At 65.9% G+C, this 26,836-nt stretch carries 1 protein-coding gene; it reads right to left on the reverse strand.

Translation table 11 applies throughout. The features are described from left to right. Positions 1–19 precede the first annotated feature (19 nt). A complete protein-coding gene (locus tag NL1_RS39290) occupies positions 20–26,776 on the reverse strand; it encodes an SDR family NAD(P)-dependent oxidoreductase (RefSeq protein ID WP_444980014.1) in 26,757 nt (8,918 codons plus the stop codon). Positions 26,777–26,836: the final 60 nt, after the last annotated feature.

Raw genomic sequence — 26,836 nt, forward strand, 5'->3', positions numbered from 1 at the left:
GCCCACCCGGTCGTTGTTCCTAGCTCTCGAGCCAATCCTCGATCGCTTCGGCGACATCCGCAGAGCCGTCCTCCAGGATCGTGATGTGGTCAGCCTGTACCGAAACAACGGTATGCGTCGAATCCCACGGTTCGGCCTGCCAGTTCACGCGATCCGATGAGCTCCCCAGGAAGTTCTGGGCGCACTGGATGAACAACGTCGGCGTGGCGACGGAGCCGGGCACCATCTCCTTCAGGAGCTGCACGTACCGGCCCATCCCGGTCAGCCTGGCCTGGTCGAAGCGACCGAACGTAGCCTCCGCCGACACCATGTGTTCGAACATCGCCCGAAGCAGCCATTCACTGTCGTCGTTCACCTTGTAGGTGTCCACCATGACCACCGCGGCGGGCGCTGGGCCACCAGCCGCTTCCAGGTGCTCGGCGACGAGGTAGGCCAACAGGCCGCCCGAGGAGTATCCGACCAGCACGAACGGATCTCCCTGCGCCGCCTCGAGGACGGAGCGCGCCACTGCTTCCGCGGCCGCCGTCGGCGTCGTCGGCAGTGGCTCTCCCGTCCGGCAACCGATCGGCGGCAGCGCCAAAACGTCACGGGCAGTTCGCAAGTGCGATGCGATCCGGGCGTACTGATGTGCGCCGCCGGTGGCCAGAGGCGGAGCGAGGCAAATGATGCGTGGCAGGGTGGAACCCGTGGCGAGCCGCGTGGGCACCGGCAGTCGATCCAGTTCGTGGGCCGACGAGAACTGCTCGCGCAGCTCCGCCGCCGCCCGCAACAAAGCGAAACCCTTGTCGGCTTGGCCGGACGCTACCGCGCCACGGAACATCCCGTACAACGAGTCGTCCGCACCACCGGGTTCGTGATCGGTTCGTGAGTCTGCGGTGAGCTCCTTCTGCAGATATCGGGCCAGTGCCGCCGGCGTTTTGTGATCGAAGATCGCGGCCGTCGGCAGCGTCAGGCCGGTGGAAGCGTTGAGGGCGGTTCGCAACTCCATGGCAGCCAGGGAGTCGAACCCCGATTCGAGGAAGTCCCGCTCGGGGTCGAGTGCCTCAGCGCTCTCATGTCCCAGCAGTCTCGCCGCGTTCTCGAGGATGTGCGCCAGGAGCCACTGTTCCTGTTCTGACTCGGACAGCTGTGCCAGTCGTCTGCGGACCGCACCCGCATCCTGTGTTCCAGCGCTCTGCCGCCGCCCGGTCCGCTTGGCCAAGTCGCGCAGCAGCGCGGGCACCGCGTCCTGAGCACGCAACGTGGCAAGGTCGATCTCGACCGGAACGTGCACCGGACGGTCCGTGGACAATGCCGCGTCGAACAGCTCGAGCGCCTTGTCGGCAGCCAGTGGCGGCAGACCTTGGCGGCGCATACGCTGCCGGTCGGCCTCGCTGAGCCACTGCGAGAGTCCGGTTTCGATGTCCCACAGACCATAGGCGAGCGAGGTGGCCGGCAAACCTGCGACACGACGGTGGGTCGCGAGCGCGTCGAGGAACAGATTGGCCGCCGCATAGCCGCCCTGACCTGCGGGCAGTATCAAGCCTGCCACCGAGGAGATCATCACGAAGGCGGACAGCCCGGCTTCACGGGTGAGCTCGTGCAGATACCAGGCGGCGTCGGCCTTGGCACCGAGGGAGTAGTCGATCTGCTCCGGCGTCAAGGTATCGACCAGCCCGTTGTAGGCAACGCCAGCCACGTGAACGATCGCGCCCAGCGGATGCTCCGCGGGTATCGAGGCCAGCAGGTCTCGCAGCGCATCACGGTCCGTGACATCGCAGGCAGCTACGCGAACCTGGGCGCCGAGAGCATCGAGTTCCTCGATGAGATCCTGGGCGGCGGCTGGTCCGCGCCTGCCGGCCAGCAGCAGGTGTCGCACACCGTGCGCGTTCACCAGGTGCTTGGCGAGGTGGCTACCGATCCCGCCGGTACCACCGGTGATCAGCACGGTCCGCCCGGAATCCCAGGGTGCCTGCCGCTCCGATTCGGGCGACGCGGCACGAGTGAGCCGCGGCACCCGTGCCCCATCCGCGTGGACAGCCAGTTCCGGTTCGCCCGACATCGCCGCGGCGACAAGATGATCCGTCGCTGTCTCCGCGTGAGCATCGATGAGCACGATCCGCCCTGGGTTCTCCGCCTGAGCGGCGCGCACCAGACCCCACACCGCGGCCGCGGCCGGGTCGGTGGAGTCGGTGATCACCGCCAGAGTGCTTGCGGCATAGCGTTCTTCGCGCGCGAACTCCTGGATGACGCCGAGCGTGCGGTGCAAGGCCGTGCGCAGCCGGACCGGCACTTCCACGCCGTCGACCGGGGGCCGGAAGAGCAAGACCGAGGCCGACTCCGCCGCACCCCACTCGGCCCAGGAGACGCCTGCCGCGGATCGCAGCTCCGGACCGGGCCGCCAAGTGACCTCGTACAGCGAGTCCCGCGAAGACCGGGTCGCGGCCGAGAGCAGGTCGGCGGACAACGGGCGCAACGCGAGGGACCCTACGGAAAGCAGTGGCGCGCCACTGGAATCGGCCATCGCCAGGGCAACTGTCCCCTGATCCGACCAGGTCAACCGAACCCGCACCCGCCGGGCACCGTCGGCGTGCAAACGCACCGAAGACCAAGCGAAGGGAACGAGGGTCGGCCGCTCGGTGTCCTCGTCCACGCCCTGCCGAAGACCGAAGGGCAGTGCGTGCATGGCCGCATCGAGCAGTGCCGGATGTATGCCATAGCCCTGGGTAGCGGTCTGCTCGGGCAGAGCAATCTCCGCGAAGAGATCCTCGCCCCGGCGCCAAAGTGCTACCAGCCCTTGGAAAGCCGGCCCGTAGTTGTATCCGTTGTCGGCGAGTTCGTCGTAAGCGCCTGCCAAACCGACCTCGGAAGCACCGGCCGGTGGCCACTGAGCGAAGTCGGCCAAGACTTCCGGTTCGTCGGACTCTCTGCTCGGGCTCACGGCGCCTTGCGCATGGTGCGCCCACGGGACCGACGGATCGTCCTCGTCATGGCGCGAGTAGATGTCGAGCCGTCGGCGACCGGACTCGTCACCGTCACCGACGATCACCTGGATCTGTACTCCGCCATGCCCCTGGAGCACGAGCGGCGCGAGAAGAGTGAGCTCCTCCAGTTCCGGACAGTCGACCTGGCCTCCGGCGTAAACGGCCAGCTCGACGAATCCGGTGCCGGGCAGCAGAACGGTACCGAGCACGTCGTGATCGGCCAGCCAGGGATGGGTGACCGTGGACAGGCGGCCGCTGAATCTGGCGCCCCCACTCTCCGGCTGCGCCATCAATGCGCCCAGCATGGGGTGCTCGGTGGACCGCAGACCGAGCGCATGTGCCCCGCCTGTGTGCAGCGGGCCCGTGACCCAGAAGCGGCGGCGCTGGAAGTTGTATGTCGGTAGGTCTACCTTCGTGGCTCCGGTGCCGGCGTAGTAGCTCGTCCAATCCACCGCCGAACCTGTGACGTGCAACCGGGCGAGACCCGTCAGCATGGTCGCGGGATCCGCGTTGTTTCGTCTGGTCAGAGCGATTGTGGTCGCGGTGTCGAGGGTCTGGACGATCATCGGGGTAAGCACCGCATCGGGCCCGACCTCCGCAAACCGGGTCACACCCATGCCTGCCATCGTGGCGACCGCATCGGCGAAGCGCACCGTGTCCCGGACCTGACCGACCCAATACGACGGATCCGACATCTCGTCGACGATCTGGGTACCGGTCACCGTGGACACCAATGGGATGTTCGGGCGACTGAACGCCAAACCATCGATCGCCGTGGCGAATTCGGCCAGCATCGGCTCCATCGACACCGAATGGAAAGCGTGCGAGACTCGCAACCGATGCGTCCGCCAACCACGCGCGATGCACGCCTCGACGACAGCGGCGACAGCGTCCTCGACACCGGAGAGCACCACCGAAGCCGGACCGTTGACCGCCGCGATCGACACCTCACCGGCCAGCAGCGGCAGCACGTCGGCCTCCGAAGCACCGACAGCCACCATCGCCCCGCCCGTCGGCAGCGCCTGCATCAACCGGCCACGCGCGGCGACCAGGACGCACGCATCCGACAGCGACAACACCCCCGCCACATGCGCAGCAGCCACCTCACCGATCGAATGACCAGCCACCACATCCACACGGACTCCACACGATTCGAGCAGCCGGAACAACGCCACCTCGAACGCGAACAAACCCGCCTGAGCGAACACCGTCCGATCGACCAGAGCCTCGTCGGCCAACGCCACGCTCAGCGAAACCGATTGCCCCAGCAACGGATCCAACTCGGCAACGATCGCATCGAAGTGCTCGGCAAACACCGGATACGCACCACGCAGCTCAGTAGCCATACCTGTCCACTGCGCACCCTGCCCGGAAAACACCACACCCGTCGAACCCGACACCACACGACCGGACACCACACCCGGTGCCTGCACGCCGGCGGCCAACGCCCGCGCACCCTCGAGCAGACCATCGCGGTTGTCGGCGACGATAACCGCGCGATGCTCGAACACAGCACGCGTGGACGCCATCGAGAAACCGACGTCGACCGGATCGAGGTCGTGATCGACGACATGCGATGCCAGCCGGGCAGCCTGTCCGGCAAGAGCCGCACCGCTACGCGCCGAAACCACCCACGGCAGCACGCCACCGGCCGGGACAGTCTTGCCCACCGGCTCCGGAGGCGCCACCGGCGTCGGGGCCTGCTCGATGACGACGTGAGCATTCGTGCCGCTGATCCCGAACGAGGACACACCAGCCCGACGCGGCCGATCCACCTCCGGCCACGCCACCTGCTCGGTCAGCAACCGGATATGCCCCTCGGTCCAGTCGACCTTGGTACTGGGCTGATCGACATGCAGCGTTCGGGGCAGCACGCCATGGCGCATCGCCATCACCATCTTGATCACACCACCCACACCCGCGGCGGCCTGAGCATGACCGATATTGGACTTCAACGACCCCAACCACAACGGACGATCCGGGTCCCGGTCCTGACCGTAAGTGGCCAGCAGCGCTTGGGCCTCGATCGGGTCCCCGAGGGTGGTGCCGGTGCCGTGCGCCTCGACCACATCGACCTCGACCGGCGACACCCCCGCATTCGCCAGGGCTTGACGGATCACCCGCCGCTGCGAAGGACCATTCGGAGCAGTCAAACCATTCGACGCACCATCCTGATTCACCGCCGAACCCGCAACCACCGCAAGAACTTCATGACCATTACGGCGCGCGTCGGACAACCGCTCCAACACCAACATTCCAGCGCCCTCGGACCAGCCCACACCATCGGCGGCATCGGCGAACGACTTGCACCGCCCATCCGGAGCCAAACCCCGCTGACGGCTGAACTCGAGGAACATCTCCGGGGTGGCCATCACCGCGACACCACCGGCCAACGCCAGATCACACTCACCCGACCGCAACGACTGCGCAGCCAGATGCATCGCCACCAACGATGACGAACACGCCGTATCCACCGACACCGCCGGGCCTTCCAACCCCAGCGTGTAGGCGATCCGACCCGACACCAAACTACCGCCGGCGCTGCTACCAGTGCCCTGCGCGTAATCGTGGTACATCACACCGGTGAACACCCCGGTCGAACTGCCACGCAGCACAGCCGGATCCACACCGGCCCGCTCCAACGCCTCCCACGAGACCTCCAACAGCAACCGCTGCTGCGGATCCATCCCCGTGGCCTCGTTCGGACTGATCCCGAAGAAGTCCGCATCGAATTCCGCTGCCGAATACAAGAACCCACCCTGACGGGTATAGGTCTTGCCCGCCCTACCAGGTTCGGGGTCGTAGATACCGTCGATGTTCCAGCCACGATCCACCGGCATCTCGCCTGTGGTATCGATACCCGAGGTGACCAGATTCCACAGGTCTTCGGGCGAGACGACACCACCCGGATAGCGGCAGCTCATCGCCACCACCGCGATCGGCTCGTCGTCGGCTCGTACCCGACTGATCGCGAGTTCATCGACAGCCCCGGTACCGGTGAGTTGGGAATCGATGAACTCGGCAACGATCTGCGCGTTGGGGTAATCGAAAATGAGAGTGGCCGGCAATTGCAGACCCGTCGCAGCGTTGAGCCTGTTACGGAACTCGACAGCGCCCAGAGAATCGAACCCGAGCTGCTGGAACGCTTGCTGGGGTTCGACAGCGTCGACGGAGGCGTGCCCGAGGATGTCGGCGGCAACCGATCGGACCAGGTCGAGCAGAGCGCTCTTGCGAGCGGTATCGGAGAGACCGGCCAGCTTTTGCGCGAATGCCTGACCTGCCGGGGTTCGACTGTGGCGGCGCACCGGGACCGGTGCGATCGCGCGGACCAGGGCCGGTATCTGCTCGCCCCGGGTGCGAAGCACGGCCGGGTCGATCCGCAAAGCCACCAGCTGGGCGGTATCAGTCGCTATCGCGGAGTCGAACAGCGCCAGACCGTCAGCCTCGGTCAGCGGAGGGAACCCCTGCCTGCGCATCCAGTTGAAGGCGTCCTCGGAGAGCTCGGCGCCGAGCGCGGTCGATCTCGCCCACATCCCGTAATCGAGGGAGGTCGCGGGTAGTCCCAGGCTGTGACGATGTGCGGCAAGGGCATCGAGGAAGACATTCGCGGCAGCGTAGTTGGCTTGGCCGGCAGCCAGTACCAATCCACCCGCCGACGACAACAGGACGAACAGCGACAACGAGTGGTCGAGGGTGAGTTCGTGAAGGTGCCACGCCGCATCGACCTTGGGTCCGAAGACATGGTCGATCCGGTCCGGCGTGATCGACTCGATCAGCCCGTTGTCGGCGGTTCCGGCCGCGTGCACCACACCCACCAGCGGATGCTGGTCAGAAATGGAGTCGAGCAGCGCCGCCAGCGCAGACCGATCGGACACATCGCACGCGGCGATGGTCACCTGCGCACCGAGCTCGACCAGCTCCGCACACAATTCAGCCGCGCCGTCAGCATCCGGTCCACGCCGAGATGTCAGAAGCAGATGTCCCACACCGTGTTCGGTCACCAGATGTCGAGCGATCACCGCACCCAGACCACCGGTGCCGCCGGTTATCAGCACAGTGCCAGGCTCGGACAGCCGCGCAATCGTGCCGGGTGCGTGGCGGGTCAAGCGCGGCACGAGCAGGGTCGTCCCGCGTAGCGCGGCCTCCGGTTCTCCAGCTGCCGCTGCGGTCGCGACGGAGATCGGGTCACGGTCCTGATCCAGATCGAGGAGCTGGAATCGACTCGGGTGTTCGGCCTGCGCGGCACGCAACAGCCCCCACACCGGCGCCTGCCCCAGATCGACCTGGTCCGAATCGGCAGTGGACACAGCTCGTCTGGTGAGCACAACCAAACGGGAACCGGCGAAACGAGAATCGGCCAGCCACCGCTGAACTGTGTCGAGAACACCGGTCACAACCTGCCGCACGGCCTCCGGCGGCGCACCATCATGGTGCGGGCACTCGAGCAACACGATCTCAGGAACAACCAGGTCGGGAGTCGCATCCAGATCGGCGATCAACGCCGCGAGATCACCATTACGTCGCACCTCACCGGAACTCTGGTCGGCGGAACCCTTGCCGGAACCGAGTACCGCAACACGCCCCGGCTCGGCACTCACCGCCGACGACAGCGGAACAGCGACCCAATCCACGCCGAAAAGGGCCTCCGACACCCGGCCCGCGCCCAGGCGTTCAGGCGACACAGGCCGAGAAGCCAAGGCACCCACCGACAGAACAGGTTGACCCTGCTCGTCGGCGATCTGCACAGCGAACCGATCGCCCCGAAGCACAATGCGCACCCGCGCTACGGCAGCACCGGCCGAGTACAACACCACCCGGTTCCAGGCGAAAGGCAGCGCAGGGGCGCCACTACCACCGCCACGAAGACCATGAATTATCCCGGCATGCAACGCAGAATCGAACAGCGCAGGATGAATCCCGAAACCCTCGGCGTCCCGCGGATCCGACAGAGCGACCTCGGCGAACAACTCATCGCCACGCTGCCACGCCGCCCGCAAACCCTGGAAGAACGGGCCGTACCCGTACCCGAGTTCGAGCAGCTCGTCATACACACCGTCGACGGGCAACGGCTGCGCGCCAGCCGGAGGCCACGAGATCAGGTCGAAATCAGCCACCACATCACCCGGCGCAAGCACACCTTCGGCGTGCAGCACCCACGGACCGTCACCCGCCTGCCGAGAATGGATACTCAGCCGCTGACGACCAGCCTCGTCAGCAGCGGCCACCACGACCTGCACCGAGACACTGCCCTCGGCCGACATCGTCAACGGGGTGTGCAGAACGAGCTCGTCCACCACACCGCAGCCCAACAGGCCGCCGACGTAGCTGGCCAGCTCCACAAGTCCGGTTCCGGGCAGCAGCACGGTACCGAGCACGCTGTGGTCGGCCAGCCATTCGACGGAGTCCAGCGACCACCGGCCGGTGAAGCTCACTCCACCCGAATCCGGGTGCGGCACAACCGCACCCAGCAATGGGTGATCCACCGCATCCAGCCCGGCCGAGCTGACCCCACCCAGCTCGGCCGCCAGCCAGGACTGCGCCAACATCTGCCTGGTATCGATCCAGAAACGCTCGTGCTGGAAGGCATAGGTGGGCAAGTCGATTCGCTGGGCCCCGGAATCAGCGTAGAAACCAGCCCAATCCACCTCGGCACCAGAGACGAACAGCGCTGCCACGCCACCCAACACCGTGGGCCGATCGGCATGGTTTCGACGCGCCAGCGCCACAACGGCAGAAGCCGCGCCTACCTGCTCGTCATCCACGATCTGCGCGATCATCGGAGTCAACACCGCATCAGGCCCGGCCTCGGCGAACCGGGCCACACCCATCCCTGCCATCGTCGCGACCGCATCGGCGAACCGCACCGTGTCACGAACCTGACCAACCCAATACGACGGATCCGACATCTCCTCGACGATCCGGGCACCGGTCACCGTGGACACCAGCGGGATAATCGGCCGAGCGAACGCCAAACCCTCGATCGCCGAAGCGAATTCGGTCAGCATCGGCTCCATCAGCGCCGAATGGAACGCATGCGAAACCCGCAACCTGTGCGTCCGCCACCCACGCTCGGCACACCGATCAGCGACAGCCACGACATCGTCTTCGACACCGGACAACACCACCGACGACGGACCATTGACCGCCGCGATCGACACCTCACCGGCCAGCAGCGGCAGCACCTCGGTCTCCGGGGCACCCACAGCCACCATCGCCCCACCCGTCGGCAGCGCCTGCATCAACCGGCCACGCGCCGCCACCAACACACACGCATCCGACAGCGACAACACCCCCGCCACATGCGCAGCAGCCACCTCACCGATCGAATGACCAGCCACCACATCCGCACGCACGCCCCACGACTCGAGCAGCCGGAACAACGCCACCTCGAACGCGAACAAACCCGCCTGCGCGAACACCGTCCGGTCGACCACGTGCTCGGACGACAACGCCTCACCCAGCGAAATCGATTGCCCCAGCAATGGATCCAGCTCGGCAACGATCGCATCGAAAGCCGCGGCGAACACCGGATACGCACCACGCAGCACGGCAGCCATACCCGCCCACTGCGCACCCTGACCGGAAAACACCACACCCGTCGAACCCGACACCACACGACCGGACACCACACCCGGTGCCTGCACGCCCGCAGCCAATGCCCGCACACCCGCCAGCAGATCGTCACGGCCTTCGGCCACGACAACCCCGCGATGCTCGAACACACTGCGCGCCGACGCCAGCGAGAAACCGATATCAATCGGATCGTGCTCGCCCGCGCGCGATGTCAAACGATCAGCCTGAGCGGCAAGAGCATCCCTACTGCGTGCCGAAACCACCCACGGCAGCACAGCCGGGACGGTCCGCACAACCGGCACCGAGGCAGGCTCCACCACCGGGGCCTGTTCCAGGATGACGTGGGCGTTGGTGCCGCTGATCCCGAACGAGGACACACCAGCCCGACGCGGCCGATCCGCCACCGGCCACTCGACCGCCTCGGTCAACAACCGCACATGCCCCTCGGACCAATCGACCTTGGTCGAGGGCTGATCGACATGCAGCGTTCGGGGCAGCACGCCATGGCGCATCGCCATCACCATCTTGATCACACCACCCACACCCGCGGCGGCCTGAGCATGACCGATATTGGACTTCAACGACCCCAACCACAACGGACGATCCGGGTCCCGGTCCTGACCGTAAGTGACCAGCAACGCTTGCGCCTCGATCGGATCGCCCAGGGTGGTCCCGGTGCCGTGGGCCTCCACCACATCCACCTCGACCGGCGACACCCCCGCATTCGCCAGGGCTTGACGGATCACCCGCCGCTGCGAAGGACCATTCGGCGCGGTCAAACCATTCGACGCACCATCCTGATTCACCGCCGAACCGGCCATCACCGCAAGAATCTGATGGCCGTTGCGCTGAGCGTCGGACAACCGCTCCAACACCAGCACACCGGCACCCTCGGACCAGCCCACCCCATCGGCGGTATCGGAGAAGGACTTACACCGCCCGTCCGGCGACAACCCTCGCTGACGGCTGAACTCCACGAAAGTCTCCGGTGTCGCCATCACCGCCACACCACCGGCCAACGCCAGATCACATTCACCCGACCGCAACGACTGCGCAGCCAGATGCATCGCCACCAACGATGACGAACACGCCGTATCCACCGACACCGCCGGGCCTTCCAACCCGAGCGTGTAGGCGATCCGACCCGACACCAAACTGCCGGTAGCGTTGCTGCCGCTCCCCTGGGCGTAGTCGTGGTACATCACACCGGTGAACACCCCGGTCGAACTGCCGCGCAGCACAGCCGGATCCACACCGGCCCGCTCCAACGCCTCCCACGTCGTTTCCAGTAGTTGCCGCTGTTGCGGATCCATCATCGTGGCCTCGTTGGGACTGATCCCGAAGAATTCCGCATCGAAATCGGCTGCGGAGTACAGGAATCCACCCCGGCGGGTATAGGTCTTGCCTGCCTTGCCGGGTTCGGGATCGTAGATACCGTCGACGTCCCAGCCACGATCCATCGGCAACTCACCGATGGTATCGACGCCCGACATGACCAGATTCCACAGGTCTTCGGGCGAGGCGACGCCACCCGGGTAACGGCAGGCCATTCCGACCAGAGCGATCGGCTCGTCGTCAACAGCCCTGCTGGCAGTAACCTCGACATCGCGGCTGGTGCCTGCGAACTCATCAGCCAGATACTTCGCCAAAGCCTGCGGTGTCGGGTAGTCGAACACCAGCGTCGCAGGCAGCCGCAGACCTGTCACGGATTTGAGAGCGTTGCGGAACTCGATAGCGGTGAGCGAGTCGAAACCCAACTCACCGAAGGCCTTGTCCGCCGCAATCGCATTCGCGTCCTGATGACCCAGAATCGCCGCGACCTGACCACGCACGATCTCCACGAGCACACCGAAACGTTCACCGTCGGAAGTGTTCGCCAAACGAGCGCGTAGCGCCGTGAAAGCACCCGAGGCCGCTTTGCGGCGATGCGGGATCAGTGCAGAAAACAGTGCGGGCACCGCGAACCCCGTACTGCGCATCGCGTCCAGGTCGAAACGGGCAAGGAGAGGGGCAGCTGTGTCCAACTCTGTCGCGGCATCGAACAGCGCGAGGCCTTGTTCCTCCGAGAGCGGCAGCAAACCCGAGCGAGACATGCGGTGGCGGTCCCGGTCGCTGAGTTCTGCGGCCATACCCCCGTCCATGCTCCATACACCCCAGGCGTAAGACTTGCCGCAGAGCCCGGATGCCCTGCGGTGTGCCGCGAGAGCATCCAGGCACGCGTTGGCAGCGGCATAGTTGCCTTGACCGGCGTTTCCGAATGCGCCGGCCACCGAGCTGAACAGCACGAACGCCTTCAACGGCAGATCGGCGGTCAGTTCGTGCAGATGCAGGGCGGCATCGACCTTGGGCCCCAACACGGCATCCATCCGGGCCGGGGTCAACGAACCGACCGCACCGTCGTCGAGAACACCGGCCATGTGGAACACACCGGTCAGCGGGTGACCGGAAGGCACCTCGGCCAACACCTGCGCAAGCGCGCCGCGATCGGCGACATCACAAGCCACGAACCCGACCTCGGCACCGAGACGCTGCAACTCCGCCCGCAACTCCGCAGCGCCGGAAGCGGATTCACCGCGGCGGCTCAACAGCAAAAGTCGGCGCACACCATGTGCGTTGACCAGGTGCCGAGCGAACAACCCACCCAGGTAGCCGCTGGCACCGGTGACCAGAACAGTATCGTCCGGGCCGAAGGACGAATTCACAGCCGAAGCTGCCGCGGAGGAACCCCCAGCTGAAGCGATCGTCGGAGCGGAGATTCGGTCGACGCGCGCAATGTGTACTTGCCCATCACGCACCGCCACCAGCGGTTCGGCCGCGGCGACAATCCCGCCCAGCAGCCCGTCGAGTTCGGAATCGGTGTCGATCAGCACGATCCGGCCAGGATTCTCCGCCTGAGCGGAACGAACCAGACCACACACAGCCGCACCGGCCAAGTTCGTAACATCTTCCCCGGCAACCGATACCGCACCACCGGTCCGGACTACCAGCACCGATTCGGTGAATCGATTGCCCGCAATCCAGGACTGCAATACCTCGAGAACCTCATGAGTCGCAGCATGGATAGCGGCGGGATCATTACCCGTCGGGCACTCCAACACCACCACCTGCGGAACCTGCTCACCGAGCTCCGCCCACGCTACCGCGGTGACTTCGGCTTCACGCACCGCGATCGGTGTCCAGCCGATCTGGAACAACGCATTACCGACGACGGATGCGCCGGCCATGAGCTGCGCGGGATCGATCGGCCGGGAAGCCAGATGCCGCACCGTCGCCACCGCAGCACCGGTCGAGTCCGCCAGATCCAGAGCAACACCGTGCTCACCGACGCGAGTCAGCCGAACCCGTAGCGCATCGGCACCCGCCGCATGCACCGTGACACCGGACCACTCGAACGGCAACGCCACACCGGTTCCGTCCGCCGACATGCCATCGGCAAAACGCAAGGCATGCAACGCCGCATCCAGCAACGCCGGATGCACACCGAAACGCTCCGCCTCGGTTCGGGTCTGCTCAGGCAATTCGACCTCGGCATAGAGCAGCCCGTCGGATCCGCGCCACACCGACCGCAACGCCTGGAACACCGGACCGTAGTGATAGCCCTGCGCATCGAGGGAGTCGTAAACCCCATCGATATCGACCGCGACCGCACCGGCGGGCGGCCACTGCACCAGATCCACAGCCGCGCTGTCGATTCCGGACGAGAGCACACCTTCGGCGTTCAGCGTCCACGACGGCACCGAATCGACACCATCATCGGGGCGGGAGAAGATCCGCACCGCGCGACGGCCGGTCTCGTCCTCGGCGCCGACCACAACACGCACCGCGAGTCCGGCGGACTCCGGCAGTGCCAGTGGGGCTTGTAGGACCAGTTCCTCGAGGGTCGAGCAGCCGACCTGTTCTCCGGCGTACAAGGCGAGTTCGACCAAACCCGTACCGGGGAACAGCACGGTGTCCACAACCGTGTGGTCGGCCAGCCATGGGTGCGTCTGCACCGATAGGCGGCCGGTGAGAGTTACCGCGTCGGAGTCCGGTTGCGAGACGACCACCGAGACCAAGGGGTGCCCGGTGGCGACGAGACCCATCGCCCGGGCATTACCACCGGCGGCGGGCCCTTCGGTCATCCAATAGCGTCGACGCTGGAAGGCGTAGGTAGGCAAGTCGATTCGCTCGGCACCGGTACCGGAATACAGACCGGCCCAGTCCACCTCGGCGCCGGACACGAACAATCCAGCCAACCCGCCCAGCACCGTGGACGGATCGGCATGGTCTCGACGCGCCAACGCCACCACCGTGGGAGCCGCCACCGCAGCCCCCGCGCTCGCCTGCCCGTCGTCGAGAGTCTGGGCGATCATCGGAGTCAGCACGGCGTCGGGTCCGATCTCGGCGAACCTCGACACACCCGAACCCGCCATCGCGGTGACCGCATCGGCGAATCGCACCGTGTCGCGGACCTGTCCCACCCAATACGACGGATCCGACATCTCGTGTTCGACACGGGCACCGGTCACCGTGGACACCAACGGGATACTCGGGCGGGCGAACGCCGAACTCGCGATCGCCGAAGCGAACTCATCCAGCATCGGCTCCATCAACGCCGAATGGAAAGCGTGCGAAACCCGCAGCCTGTGTGTGCGCCAACCACGTTCGGCACACACCTCGGCGAAAGCCACGACATCGTCTTCGACACCGGACAACACCACCGACGACGGACCATTGACCGCGGCGATCGACACCCCACTGGCCGACACGTCACCAGCAGCCAGCAGCGCCCGCACCTCGGTCTCGGAGGCACCCACAGCCACCATCGCCCCACCAGTGGGCAGCGCCTGCATCAACCGGCCACGCGCCGCCACCAACACACACGCATCCCCGAGCGACAACACCCCCGCCACATGCGCGGCAGCCACCTCACCGATCGAATGACCGGCCACCACATCCGCGCGAACTCCCCACGATTCGAGCAGCCGGAACAACGCCACCTCGAACGCGAACAAACCCGCCTGCGCGAACACCGTCGCATCGACCAAGTCATCGCCCGAAAGCGCGTCACCCAGCGAAACCGACTGTCCCAACAGCGGATCCAGCTGGGCGACGATCGCATCGAAATGCTCCGCGAACACCGGATACGCCGCGCGCAGCTCAGTAGCCATACCTGTCCACTGCGCACCCTGCCCGGAAAACACCACACCCGTCGAACCCGACACCACACGACCGGACACCACACCCGGAATCGCTTCGCCACGACCCAACGCTTGTATGCCGGCCCAGAGACCGTCGCGCTCGGGTGACAGCACCACGGCCCGATGCTCGAAAACACCGCGCGTGGACGCCAGCGAGAAGCCCACATCCACCGGATTCAGGTCGTGATCGTCCGCGTACGACGCCAGACGCCCGGCCTGACCGGCAAGGGCCGCACCGCTGCGCGCCGAAACCACCCACGGCAACACAGCCGGAACGGACTCGACCACCGGCGCCGAGTCCACCGGCGCCGGTTCCACGACCGGAGCCTGCTCCAGGATGAGGTGAGCATTGGTGCCGCCGATACCGAACGAGGACACACCGGCACGACGCGGCCGATCCACCTCCGGCCACACCACCGACTCGGTCAGCAACCGGATATGGCCTTGGGTCCAATCGACTTTGGTGCTGGGTTGATCGACATGCAGCGTTCGGGGCAGCACGCCATGGCGCATCGCCATCACCATCTTGATCACACCACCCACACCCGCGGCGGCCTGAGCATGACCGATATTGGACTTCAACGACCCCAACCACAGCGGGCGATCCCCATCACGATCCTGCCCATACGTCGCCAGCAGCGCCTGTGCCTCGATCGGATCACCCAACGTGGTACCGGTGCCGTGGGCTTCCACCACATCGACGTCGACCGGCGACACCTTGGCATTCGCCAAAGCCTGCCGGATCACACGCCGCTGCGACGGACCATTGGGCGCCGTCAAACCATTCGACGCACCATCCTGATTCACCGCCGAACCAGCAATCACCGCGAGAACTTCATGACCATTGCGGCGCGCGTCGGACAACCGCTCCAACACCAGCACACCGGCGCCTTCGGACCATCCGACACCATCGGCGGAATCGGCGAACGACTTGCACCGCCCATCCGGGGACAACCCCCGCTGCCGACTGAACTCCACAAAGATCTCCGGTGTCGCCATCACCGCGACACCACCGGCCAACGCCAGATCACATTCGCCCGACCGCAACGACTGTGCGGCCAGATGCATTGCCACCAGCGATGACGAGCACGCCGTGTCCACGGTGACCGACGGCCCTTCCAGACCGAACACATACGACACTCGCCCGGACACCAAACTCCCGGCAGCGCTGTTACCGGTTCCCTGGGCGTAATCGTGATACATCATGCCGGTGAAGACACCGGTCGAACTGCCTCGCAGCACAGCCGGATCGACACCGGCGCGCTCCAACGCCTCCCATGAGGTCTCCAGCAGCAACCGCTGCTGTGGATCCATGATCACGGCTTCGTTGGGGCTGATCCCGAAGAACTCCGCATCGAAATCGCCCGCCGAATAGAGGAATCCACCCTGACGGGTGTAGGTCTTACCGGCCTTACCGGGTTCGGGATCGTAGATGCCCTCGATATCCCAGCCACGATCCACCGGCAACTCACCGGTGGTATCAACGCCCGAAACAACCAGCCGCCACAGGTCTTCCGGCGAGGCCACACCACCGGGATAACGACAAGCCATCGCCACCACAGCAATCGGGTCGTCGCCAACAGTTCTGCTGACAGCGACCTCGACGTCCTGCCCCGTGCCGGTGAGCTCGTCGGCCAGATATTCGGCCAAAGCCTGTGGTGTCGGGTAATCGAATACCAGAGTCGCGGGGAGGTGTAGGCCTGTGACGGTCTTGAGGGCGTTGCGGAACTCGATAGCGGTGATCGAATCGAAGCCCAGCTCACCGAAGGCCTTGTCCGCTGCAATCGCGTTCGCGTTCTGGTGTCCCAGAGTCGCCGCGACCTGTCCACGGACGATCTCGACGAGAACACCGAAACGTTCACCGCCGGGAGTGTTCGCCAAACGAGCGCGAAGCGCCGTAGATGCGCCTGAAGCCGCCTTCCGGCGATGCGGGATCAGCGCGGAAAGCAGCGCGGGCGCGGCGAATCCCGCGCTGCGCATGGCATCCAGGTCCAAACGGGCAAGGACGAGGGCGGCTGTATCCGTTCCTGTCGCGGCATCGAACAGCGCGAGGCCCTGTTCCTTCGACAATGGCAGCATGCCGGAACGAGACATGCGGTGCCGGTCGACGTCGCTGAGCTCTGCGGCCATACCCCCGTCCGCGCCCCAGGGACCCCAGGCGAAAGACTTGCCGCGGCGCCCGGATGCCCTGCGGTGTGCCGCCAGGGCGTCCAGGCACGCGTTGGCAGCGGCATAGTTGCCTTGACCGGCGTTTCCGAACGAGCCGGCCACCGAGCTGAACAGCACGAACGCCTTCAACGGCAGATCCGCTGTCAGCTCGTGCAAATGCAGGGCGGCATCGACCTTGGGCCCCAGCACCGCATCCAACCGATCCGAGGTCAGCGAAGCAATGGCACCGTCATCGAGCACCCCGGCCATGTGGAACACGCCCGTGAGTGGATGACCGGCAGGCACGCCCGCCAGCACCTCGGCGAGCGCGCCACGGTCGGCGATATCGCAGGCGACGAACTCGGCCTCGGCCCCGAGACGCTGCAACTCCGCGCGTAGCTCGGTGGTGCCGGGAGCAGACTCACCGCGCCGACTCAACAGCAACAGACGGCGCACGCCATATGCGTCGACCAGGTGGCGGGCGAACAACCCACCGAGGTAGCCGCTGGCACCGGTGATCAGAACTGTGTCGTCGGGGTCGAAGGCGTCGGTCGCCGGAGCGGTCGCGGCGGTGGAGACGACTCGAGCGAGTCGCGCTGTGTGTACCTGCCCGCCACGCACGGCCACCTGCGGTTCCTCCGCAGCCAGAATCCCACCCAGCAGCGCATCGAGTTCGGACCCGGCATCGTGGGAATCGGTGTCGATCAACACGATCCGGCCAGGGCTCTCCGCCTGGGCGGAACGCACCAGACCACCGACGGCGGCGCCCGCCAGGTTCGTAATGTCTTCCCCGGCAACGGATACCGCACCACTGGTCCGGACCACGAGCACCGACGCGCCGAACCGATGATCGGCAATCCAGGACTGAAGCACCCGCAGCACATCATGGGTCGCGGCATGGACGGCGGCGGGATCATTACCCGCCGGGCACTCCAGCACCACCGCGGCGGGAACCTCGTCACCGAGATCCGCCCAAGCAACCGCGGCGACCTCACCCTCGGACACCGAGATCGGTGTCCAGCTGACATCGAACACGGCAGTGCGAGCAATGGGTGTACCGGTGGTGAGCTGCGCGGGATCGATCGGCCGGGAAGCCAGATGCCGCACCGTCGCCACCGCAGCACCGGTCGAGTCCGCCAGATCCAGAGCAACACCGTGCTCACCGACGCGAGTCAGCCGAACCCGTAGCGCATCGGCACCCGCCGCATGCACCGTGACACCGGACCACTCGAACGGCAACGCCACACCGGTTCCGTCCGCCGACATGCCATCGGCAAAACGCAAGGCATGCAACGCCGCATCCAGCAACGCCGGATGCACACCGAAACGCTCCGCCTCGGTTCGGGTCTGCTCAGGCAATTCGACCTCGGCATAGAGCAGCCCGTCGGATCCGCGCCACACCGACCGCAACGCCTGGAACACCGGACCGTAGTGGTAACCCTGCGCGTCGAGAGAGTCGTACACCCCATCGATGTCCACGGCGACCGCACCGGCGGGCGGCCACTGCACCAGATCCGCAGCCGCGCGGTCGAATTCCGGTGCGAGCACGCCTTCGGCGTTCAACGTCCACGACGGCACCGAATCGACACCATCATCGGGGCGGGAGAAGATCCGCACCCCGCGACGCCCCGCACTGTCCTCGCCGCCGACGACGACACGCACCGCAACGCCCGCCGACTCCGGCAACACCAGCGGAGCCCGCAGAATCAGCTCATCCAGGCTCGAACAGCCCACTCGCTCCCCGGCGTGCAGGGCGAGTTCGACCAAACCGGTGCCGGGGAACAGCACGGTGTCCATGACCCTGTGATCGGCCAGCCACGGATGCGTCCGCAGCGACAACCTGCCGCTGACGGCGACCACGTCGGAATCCGGTTGCGACACCACCGCGGAGACCAAGGGATGTCCGGTAGCCATCAGACCCATCGATCGAGCGTCACCACTACCGGCGGACCCTTCGGGCATCCAATAACGCCGATGCTGGAAAGCGTAGGTGGGCAAGTCGATTCGCCGGGCCCCGGTACCGGTGTAGAAGCCGGCCCAGTCCACCTCGGCGCCGGAGACGAACAACCCGGCCAAACCGCTCAGCACCGTGACCGGATCGGCATGGTTTCGACGCGCCAAGGCCACCACGGAAGAGGCCGAAGCAGCCGCGCCCGCATGGCGCTCGTCGAGCGTCTGGGCGATCATCGGGGTAAGCACCGCGTCGGGCCCGACCTCGGCGAACCTGCCCACGCCCATCCCCGCCATCGCGACGACCGCATCGGCGAAACGCACCGTGTCACGAACCTGACCAACCCAATACGACGGATCCGACATCTCCTCGACGATCCGGGCACCGGTCACCGTGGAGATCAGCGGGATGTTCGGGCGAGCGAACGCCAAACCCTCGATCGCCGAAGCGAATTCGGTCAGCATCGACTCCATCAGCGCCGAATGGAACGCATGCGAGACCCGCAACCTGTGCGTCCGCCATCCACGCTCGGCACACCGATCAGCGACAGCCACGACATCGTCTTCGACACCGGACAACACCACCGACGACGGACCATTGACCGCAGCGATAGACACCCCACCGGCCAGCATCGGCAGCACGTCGGCCTCCGAAGCACCCACAGCCACCATCGCACCACCCGTCGGCAGCGCCTGCATCAACCGGCCACGCGCGGCGACCAGGACGCACGCATCCGACAGCGACAACACCCCCGCCACATGCGCAGCAGCCACCTCACCGATCGAATGACCGGCCACCACATCCGCACGCACGCCCCACGACTCGAGCAGCCGGAACAACGCCACCTCGAACGCGAACAAACCCGCCTGCGCGAACACTGTCTGGTCGACCAGGTCCTCGGACGACAACGCCACAGTCAACGAAACCGACTGCCCCAGCAGCGGATCCAACTCGGCAACGATCGCATCGAAAGCCGCGGCGAACACCGGATACGCATCACGCAGCACGGCAGCCATACCCGCCCACTGCGCACCCTGACCGGAAAACACCACACCCGTCGAACCCGACACCACACGACCGGACACCACACCCGGAATCGTTTCGCCGCGACCCAACGCTTGTGTACCGGCCCGCAGACCATCGCCTTCGGGTGACAGCACCACGGCCCGGTGGTCGAACAACACCCTCGAAGTCACTAGCGAGAAGCCGATGTCGATCGAGTCGTGGTCGTCGTCGATATGCGATGCCAGGCGCCTGGCCTGCTCAGCGAGCGCCTCGCCACTGCGCGCCGAGACCACCCATGGCAGCACTCCACCGGCCGGGACGGTCTTGGTCACCGGCACGGCAGACGGGTCAGCTGTCGGGGCCTGTTCGACGATGAGGTGAGCGTTGGTACCGCTGAGGCCGAACGAGGACACACCGGCACGACGCGGCCGATCCACCACCGGCCACGCCACCTGCTCGGTCAGCAACCGGATATGGCCTTCGGTCCAGTCGACCTTGGTGCTGGGCTGATCGACGTGCAGGGTCTGGGGCAGCACACCGTGCCGCATCGCCATCACCATCTTGATCACACCGCCGACACCCGCCGCGGCTTGGGAATGACCGATGTTGGACTTCAACGACCCCAACCACAACGGACGATCCGCATCACGGTCCTGACCGTAGGTAGCAAGCAGCGCTTGGGCTTCGATCGGATCACCCAACGTGGTACCCGTGCCGTGGGCCTCGACCACATCGACCTCGACCGGCGACACCCCCGCATTCGCCAGGGCTTGACGGATCACCCGCCGCTGCGACGGACCGTTGGGCGCGGTGAAACCATTCGACGCGCCATCCTGATTCACCGCCGAACCAGCAACCACCGCGAGAACTTCATGACCATTGCGGCGGGCGTCGGACAACCGCTCCAACACCAACATTCCAGCGCCCTCGGACCAGCCGACACCGTCGGCGGCATCGGCGAAGGACTTGCACCGCCCGTCCGGGGCCAGCCCCCGCTGACGGCTGAACTCGAGGAACATATCCGGGGTGGCCATCACCGCCACACCACCGGCCAACGCCAGATCACACTCACCCGACCGCAACGACTGCGCGGCCAGATGCAGGGCCACCAATGACGACGAGCACGCCGTATCCACCGACACCGCTGGGCCTTCCAGCCCGAGCGTGTAGGCGATGCGACCGGAGACCAAACTTCCGGCAGTGCTGCTACCGGTGCCGGTTCCCTGGGCGTAGTCGTGGTACATCACACCGGTGAAGACACCGGTCGAACTGCCGTGCAGCACAGCCGGATCCACACCGACGCGCTCCAACGCCTCCCAGGAGACCTCCAACAGCAACCGCTGCTGTGGATCCATCATCGTGGCTTCGTTGGGGCTGATCCCGAAGAAGTCCGCATCGAAATCGGCCGCCGAATAGAGGAATCCACCCTGACGGGTGTAGGTCCGCCCCGCCTTGCCGGGCTCCGGATCGTAGATGCCTTCGATATCCCAGCCACGATCCACTGGCAACTCACCGGTGGTATCCATGCCCGAGACGACCAGTCGCCACAGATCCTCCGGCGAGGCGACACCACCGGGGTAGCGGCAGCTCATCGCCACCACCGCAATCGGGTCGTCGCCAACAGTTCTGCTGGCAGTGACCTCGATATCCTGATTTGTGCCGGTCAGCTGGGAATCGATGAAGTCAGCAACGATCTGCGGGTTGGGCTGATCGAAGACGAGGGTGGCCGGTAGTTGCAGACCCGTCGCAGTGTTGAGCTTGTTGCGGAACTCGACTGCCCTCAAAGAGTCGAACCCGAGCTGCTGGAACGCATGCTGGGGTTCGACAGCATCGAGAGAAGCGTGCCCGAGGACAGCGGCAGCGACCGATCGGACCAGGTCGAGCAGAGCGCTCTTGCGATCGGCGTCAGAGAGACCCGCCAGCTTCTGCGCAAATGCCTGACCTGCCGGGGTTCGACCGTGGCGGCGCACCGGGACCGGTGCGATCGCGCGGACCAGGGCCGGTATCTGCTCGCCCCGGGTGCGAAGCACGGCCGGGTCGATCCGCAAAGCCACCAGCTGGGCGGTATCAGTGGCAATCGCGGAGTCGAACAGCGCCAGACCGTCAGCCTCGGTCAGCGGAGGGAAGCCCTGCCTGCGCATCCGATCGAAGTCGTCCTCGGACAGTTCGACGCCGAGCCCGCTCGATCGCGCCCACAACCCGTAATCGAGAGAGGTCGCAGGCAATCCCAGACTGCGGCGATGCGCCGCAAGAGCATCGAGGAAGACGTTCGCAGCAGCGTAGTTGGCTTGGCCGGCGGCCAGCACCAGCCCACCCGCGGAAGACACCAGCACGAACAGGGACAGCGAGTGCTGACGAGTGAGTTCGTGAAGGTGCCATGCCGCATCGACCTTGGGTCCGAAGACATGGTCGATCCGGTCCGGCGTGATCGACTCGATCACGCCGTTGTCGGCGGTTCCGGCCGCGTGCACCACACCCACCAGCGGATGCTGGGCCGGGATGGTTTCCAGCAGTGCCGCCAGTGCGTTCCGATCGGACACGTCACATGCGGTGATGGTCGCCTGCGCGCCGAGCTCGAGCAGATCGTCACGCAGTTCAGCCGCGCCAGGGGCATCCGGGCCACGCCGAGACGTCAAAAGCAGATGGCGCACACCGTGTTCGGTCACCAGATGTCGAGCGATCACCGCACCCAGACCACCGGTGCCACCGGTAATCAGCACAGTGCCAGGCTCGGACAGCCGGACGATCGTGCCGGGTGCGTGGCGGGTCAACCGCGGCACGAGCAGGGTCGTGCCACGGAGCGCGGCTTCCGGTTCCGTCGCAGCAGCTGTTGCCACGGTCGCGACAGAGACCGGGTCACGGTCTTGGGCCAGGTCGGGGTGGTCCAGGTCGAGAAGCTGGAATCGACCAGGGTGTTCGGCCTGCGCGGCACGCAACAGCCCCCACACCGGAGCCTGCCCCAGATCCACCTGCTCCGAATCGGCAACAGCCACTGCTTGTTCGGTGAGTACGACCAAACGAGAACCAGCGAAACGACTATCGGCCAGCCAGCCCTGAACAGTGTCGAGAACACCGGTGACAACCTGGCGCGCAGCCTCCGGCACCGCACCATTGTGGGAGGGGCACTCGAGCAACACGATGTCAGGAACAACCGAGTCGGAAGTCGCGTCCAGATCGGCGATCAACGACGGGAGATCATCGTAGCCTCGCACCCCGCCAGAACTCTGGCCCCAACCGAGTACCGCTACACGGGCCGGTTCAACTGCCCCCGCCGACAGCGGCGGGACAGTAACCCATTCCACGCCGAAGAGGGCCTCCGACACCCGATCCGCGCTCAGGCGCTCAGCCGATACCGGCCGAGAAACCAAGGCCCCCACCGACAACACCGGGTGGCCCTGCTCATCGGCCACCTGCACGGCGAACCGGTCGCCCTGAAGCACGATGCGGACCCGCACCGCAGCAGCGCCGACCGAGTGCATCACCACTCGGTTCCAGGTGAACGGCAGCGCCGGGAAACCCTCGACACCACCGCGCAGACCATGAACTATCCCGGCATGCAGCGCCGAGTCGAACAATGCCGGATGAATCCCGAAACCGTTGGCGTCCTGCGGATCCGGCAGCGCGACCTCGGCGAACAATTCATCGCCGCGCTGCCACGCCGCCCGCAAACCCTGGAAGAACGGGCCATATCCATAGCCGACATCGAGCAGCTCGTCATAGACACCGTCGATGGGCATCGGCTGCGCACCGGCGGGAGGCCACGAGGCGAGGTCGAAATCGGCCACCACCTCACCCGGCGCAAGCACACCTTCGGCGTGCAGCACCCACGGACCCTCGCCCGCCTGCCGAGAATGGACACTCAGCCGACGACGATCAGCCTCGTCAGCAGCGGCCACCACGACCTGCACCGAGACACTGCCCTCGGCTGGCAGCGTCAAAGGGGCGTGCAGGACGAGCTCGTCCACCAAGGCACAACCCAGGACACCGCCGACGTAACTGGCCAGCTCGACAAAACCGGTTCCCGGCAGCAACACGGTGCCGAGCACACTGTGGTCGGCCAGCCACTCGACGGAGTCCACCGACCACCGGCCGGTGAAACTCACCCCACCCGAATCCGGATGCGGCACAACCGCACCCAGCAACGGATGATCCACCACATCCAACCCGGCCGAGCTGACCCCACCCAGCTCGGCTCCCAGCCACGACTGCGCCAGCACTTGCTTGGCATCGAGCCAGAAACGCTCGTGCTGGAAGGCATAGGTAGGCAAGTCGATTCGCTGGCCCGCGGAATCAGCGTAGAAACCAGCCCAATCCACCTCCGCGCCGGAGACGAACAACCCGGCCACCCCGCCCAGCACCGTGGACGGATCGGCATGGTTTCGACGCGCCAGCGCCACCACCGCGGCAGCCCCGTCGTCGAGAGTCTGGGCGACCATCGGGGTCAGGACGGCATCGGGACCGACCTCGGCGAACCGGGAAACTCCCATACCCGCCATCGCGGCGACCGCATCGGCGAACCGCACCGTGTCCCGGACCTGACCAGCCCAGTACGACGGATCGGACATCTCCTCAACGATCCGGACACCGGTCACCGTGGAGATCAGCGGGATGTTCGGGCGAGCAAACGCCAAACCCTCGATCGCCGAAGCGAATTCGGCCAGCATCGGCTCCATCAGCGCCGAATGGAAAGCGTGCGAGACCCGCAACCGATGCGTCCGCCACCCACGCTCTACGCATAGCTCGACAACAGCGGCAACCGCGTCTTCGACACCGGAGAGCACCACCGAAGCCGGACCGTTGACCGCCGCGATCGATACGCCATCAGCCAGTAGCGGGAGCACGTCGGTCTCCGAAGCACCCACGGCGACCATCGCCCCACCCGTGGGCAGCGCCTGCATCAACCGGCCACGCGCCGCCACGAGCACACACGCATCCGCCAACGACAACACACCCGCCACATGCGCAGCAGCCACCTCACCGATCGAATGACCGGCCACCACATCCGCACGCACGCCCCACGACTCGAGCAGCCGGAACAACGCCACCTCGAACGCGAACAAACCCGCCTGCGCGAACACCGTCCGATCGACCAGATCATCGTCGGCCAACGCCACGCTCAGCGAAACCGACTGCCCCAGCAACGGATCCAGCTCAGCGACGATCGCATCGAAAGCCTCGGCGAACACCGGATACGCACCACGCAGCTCAGCAGCCATACCCGCCCACTGCGCACCCTGACCGGAAAACACCACACCCGTCGAACCCGGCAGCACACGACCGGTCACCACACCGGGAATGGTTTCGGCGCGACCCAGCGCCCGCGCTCCCGCCAGCAGACCATCACGGCTATCGGCCACGACAACAGCGCGATGCTCGAAAGCAGCACGCGTGGAGACCAGCGAGAGACCGACATCCACCGGATCCAGATCGTGCTCACCCGCATGAGACGCCAAACGGACGGCCTGACCCGCAAGAGCCGCACCACCACGCGCCGAAACCACCCACGGCAGCAACCCACCGGCCGGGACAGTCTTCACCACCGGCACCGAAGCCTGACCCACCACCGGCTCGGTCGCGGGGGCCTCTTCCACGATGACGTGAGCATTCGTGCCGCTGATACCGAAGGACGAGACACCGGCACGACGCGGCCGATCCACCACCGGCCACGCCACCTGCTCGGTCAGCAACCGGATATGGCCTTCGGTCCAGTCGACCTTGGTACTGGGCTGATCGACATGCAGGGTCTGGGGCAGCACACCGTGCCGCATCGCCATCACCATCTTGATCACACCACCCACACCCGCCGCGGCTTGGGAATGACCGATGTTGGACTTCAACGACCCCAACCACAAGGGACGATCCGCATCACGGTCCTGCCCGTAGGTAGCAAGCAGCGCTTGGGCTTCGATCGGATCACCCAAGGTGGTACCGGTGCCGTGAGCTTCGACCACGTCCACCTCGCCAGGGGACACCCCGGCATTCGCCAACGCCGCCCGAATCACCCGCCGCTGCGACGGACCGTTCGGCGCGGTCAAACCATTCGACGCACCATCCTGATTCACCGCCGAACCAGTGATCACCGCAAGAACCTGGTGACCGTTGCGCTGCGCGTCGGACAACCGCTCCAACACCAGTACGCCGACACCTTCCGACCAGCCCACCCCATCGGCGGCATCGGCGAAGGACTTGCACCGCCCGTCCGGGGCCAGCCCGCGCTGGCGACTGAACTCCACGAAGGTCTCCGGCGTGGCCATCACCGCCACACCACCGGCCAATGCCAGATCGCACTCCCCCGACCGCAACGACGCCGCAGCCGAATGCATTGCCACCAAAGACGATGAACACGCCGTGTCCACGGTGACCGAGGGCCCTTCCAGACCGAACACATACGACACTCGCCCGGACGCGATAGATCCCGAATTCGCATTGGCCGGATAGTCGTGATACATCATGCCGACCCACACACCGGTCCGGCTTCCCTTCAGCGAGCCGGGATCGACGCCGGCCCGCTCGAACGCCTCCCATGAGGTCTCCAGCAGCAGAAACTGCTGCGGATCCATCAGCGCGGCTTCGTTGGGACTGATATTGAAGAACGCCGGATCGAACTCGCCGGCAGAATGCAGGAATCCACCCTCACGGGTATAGGTGCTGTTCGGCGTCTCGCCGGTGTGATCGTAGAGACGTTCGGTATCCCAGCCCCGATTTTCGGGGAACCCCGACGTCGCGTCGGTCCCGTCCGAGACCAACCGCCAGAGGTCCTCGGGAGAGCCGACACCACCCGGATAACGACACGCCATACCCACAATCGCAATAGGTTCGCGAAGGGCTGCGTCGAGCTTGCGGTTGCGGGCGCGCAACCTCTCGGTCTCTTTGAGTGAGACGCGCAACGCCTGAGCGAGCTTCTGAGTATTGTCGTCGGGCTTCGTCATTATTGTTCCAGCTCTTCCTACGGTCACCGTGACTCGTCGACGAAATCTCGTCTACGAGACAGAATTCCGATGCATTACGGGTGATCG

The sequence above is a fragment of the Nocardia lijiangensis NBRC 108240 genome (assembly GCF_001613045.1).
In the GTDB taxonomy this organism is placed as follows: domain Bacteria; phylum Actinomycetota; class Actinomycetes; order Mycobacteriales; family Mycobacteriaceae; genus Nocardia; species Nocardia lijiangensis.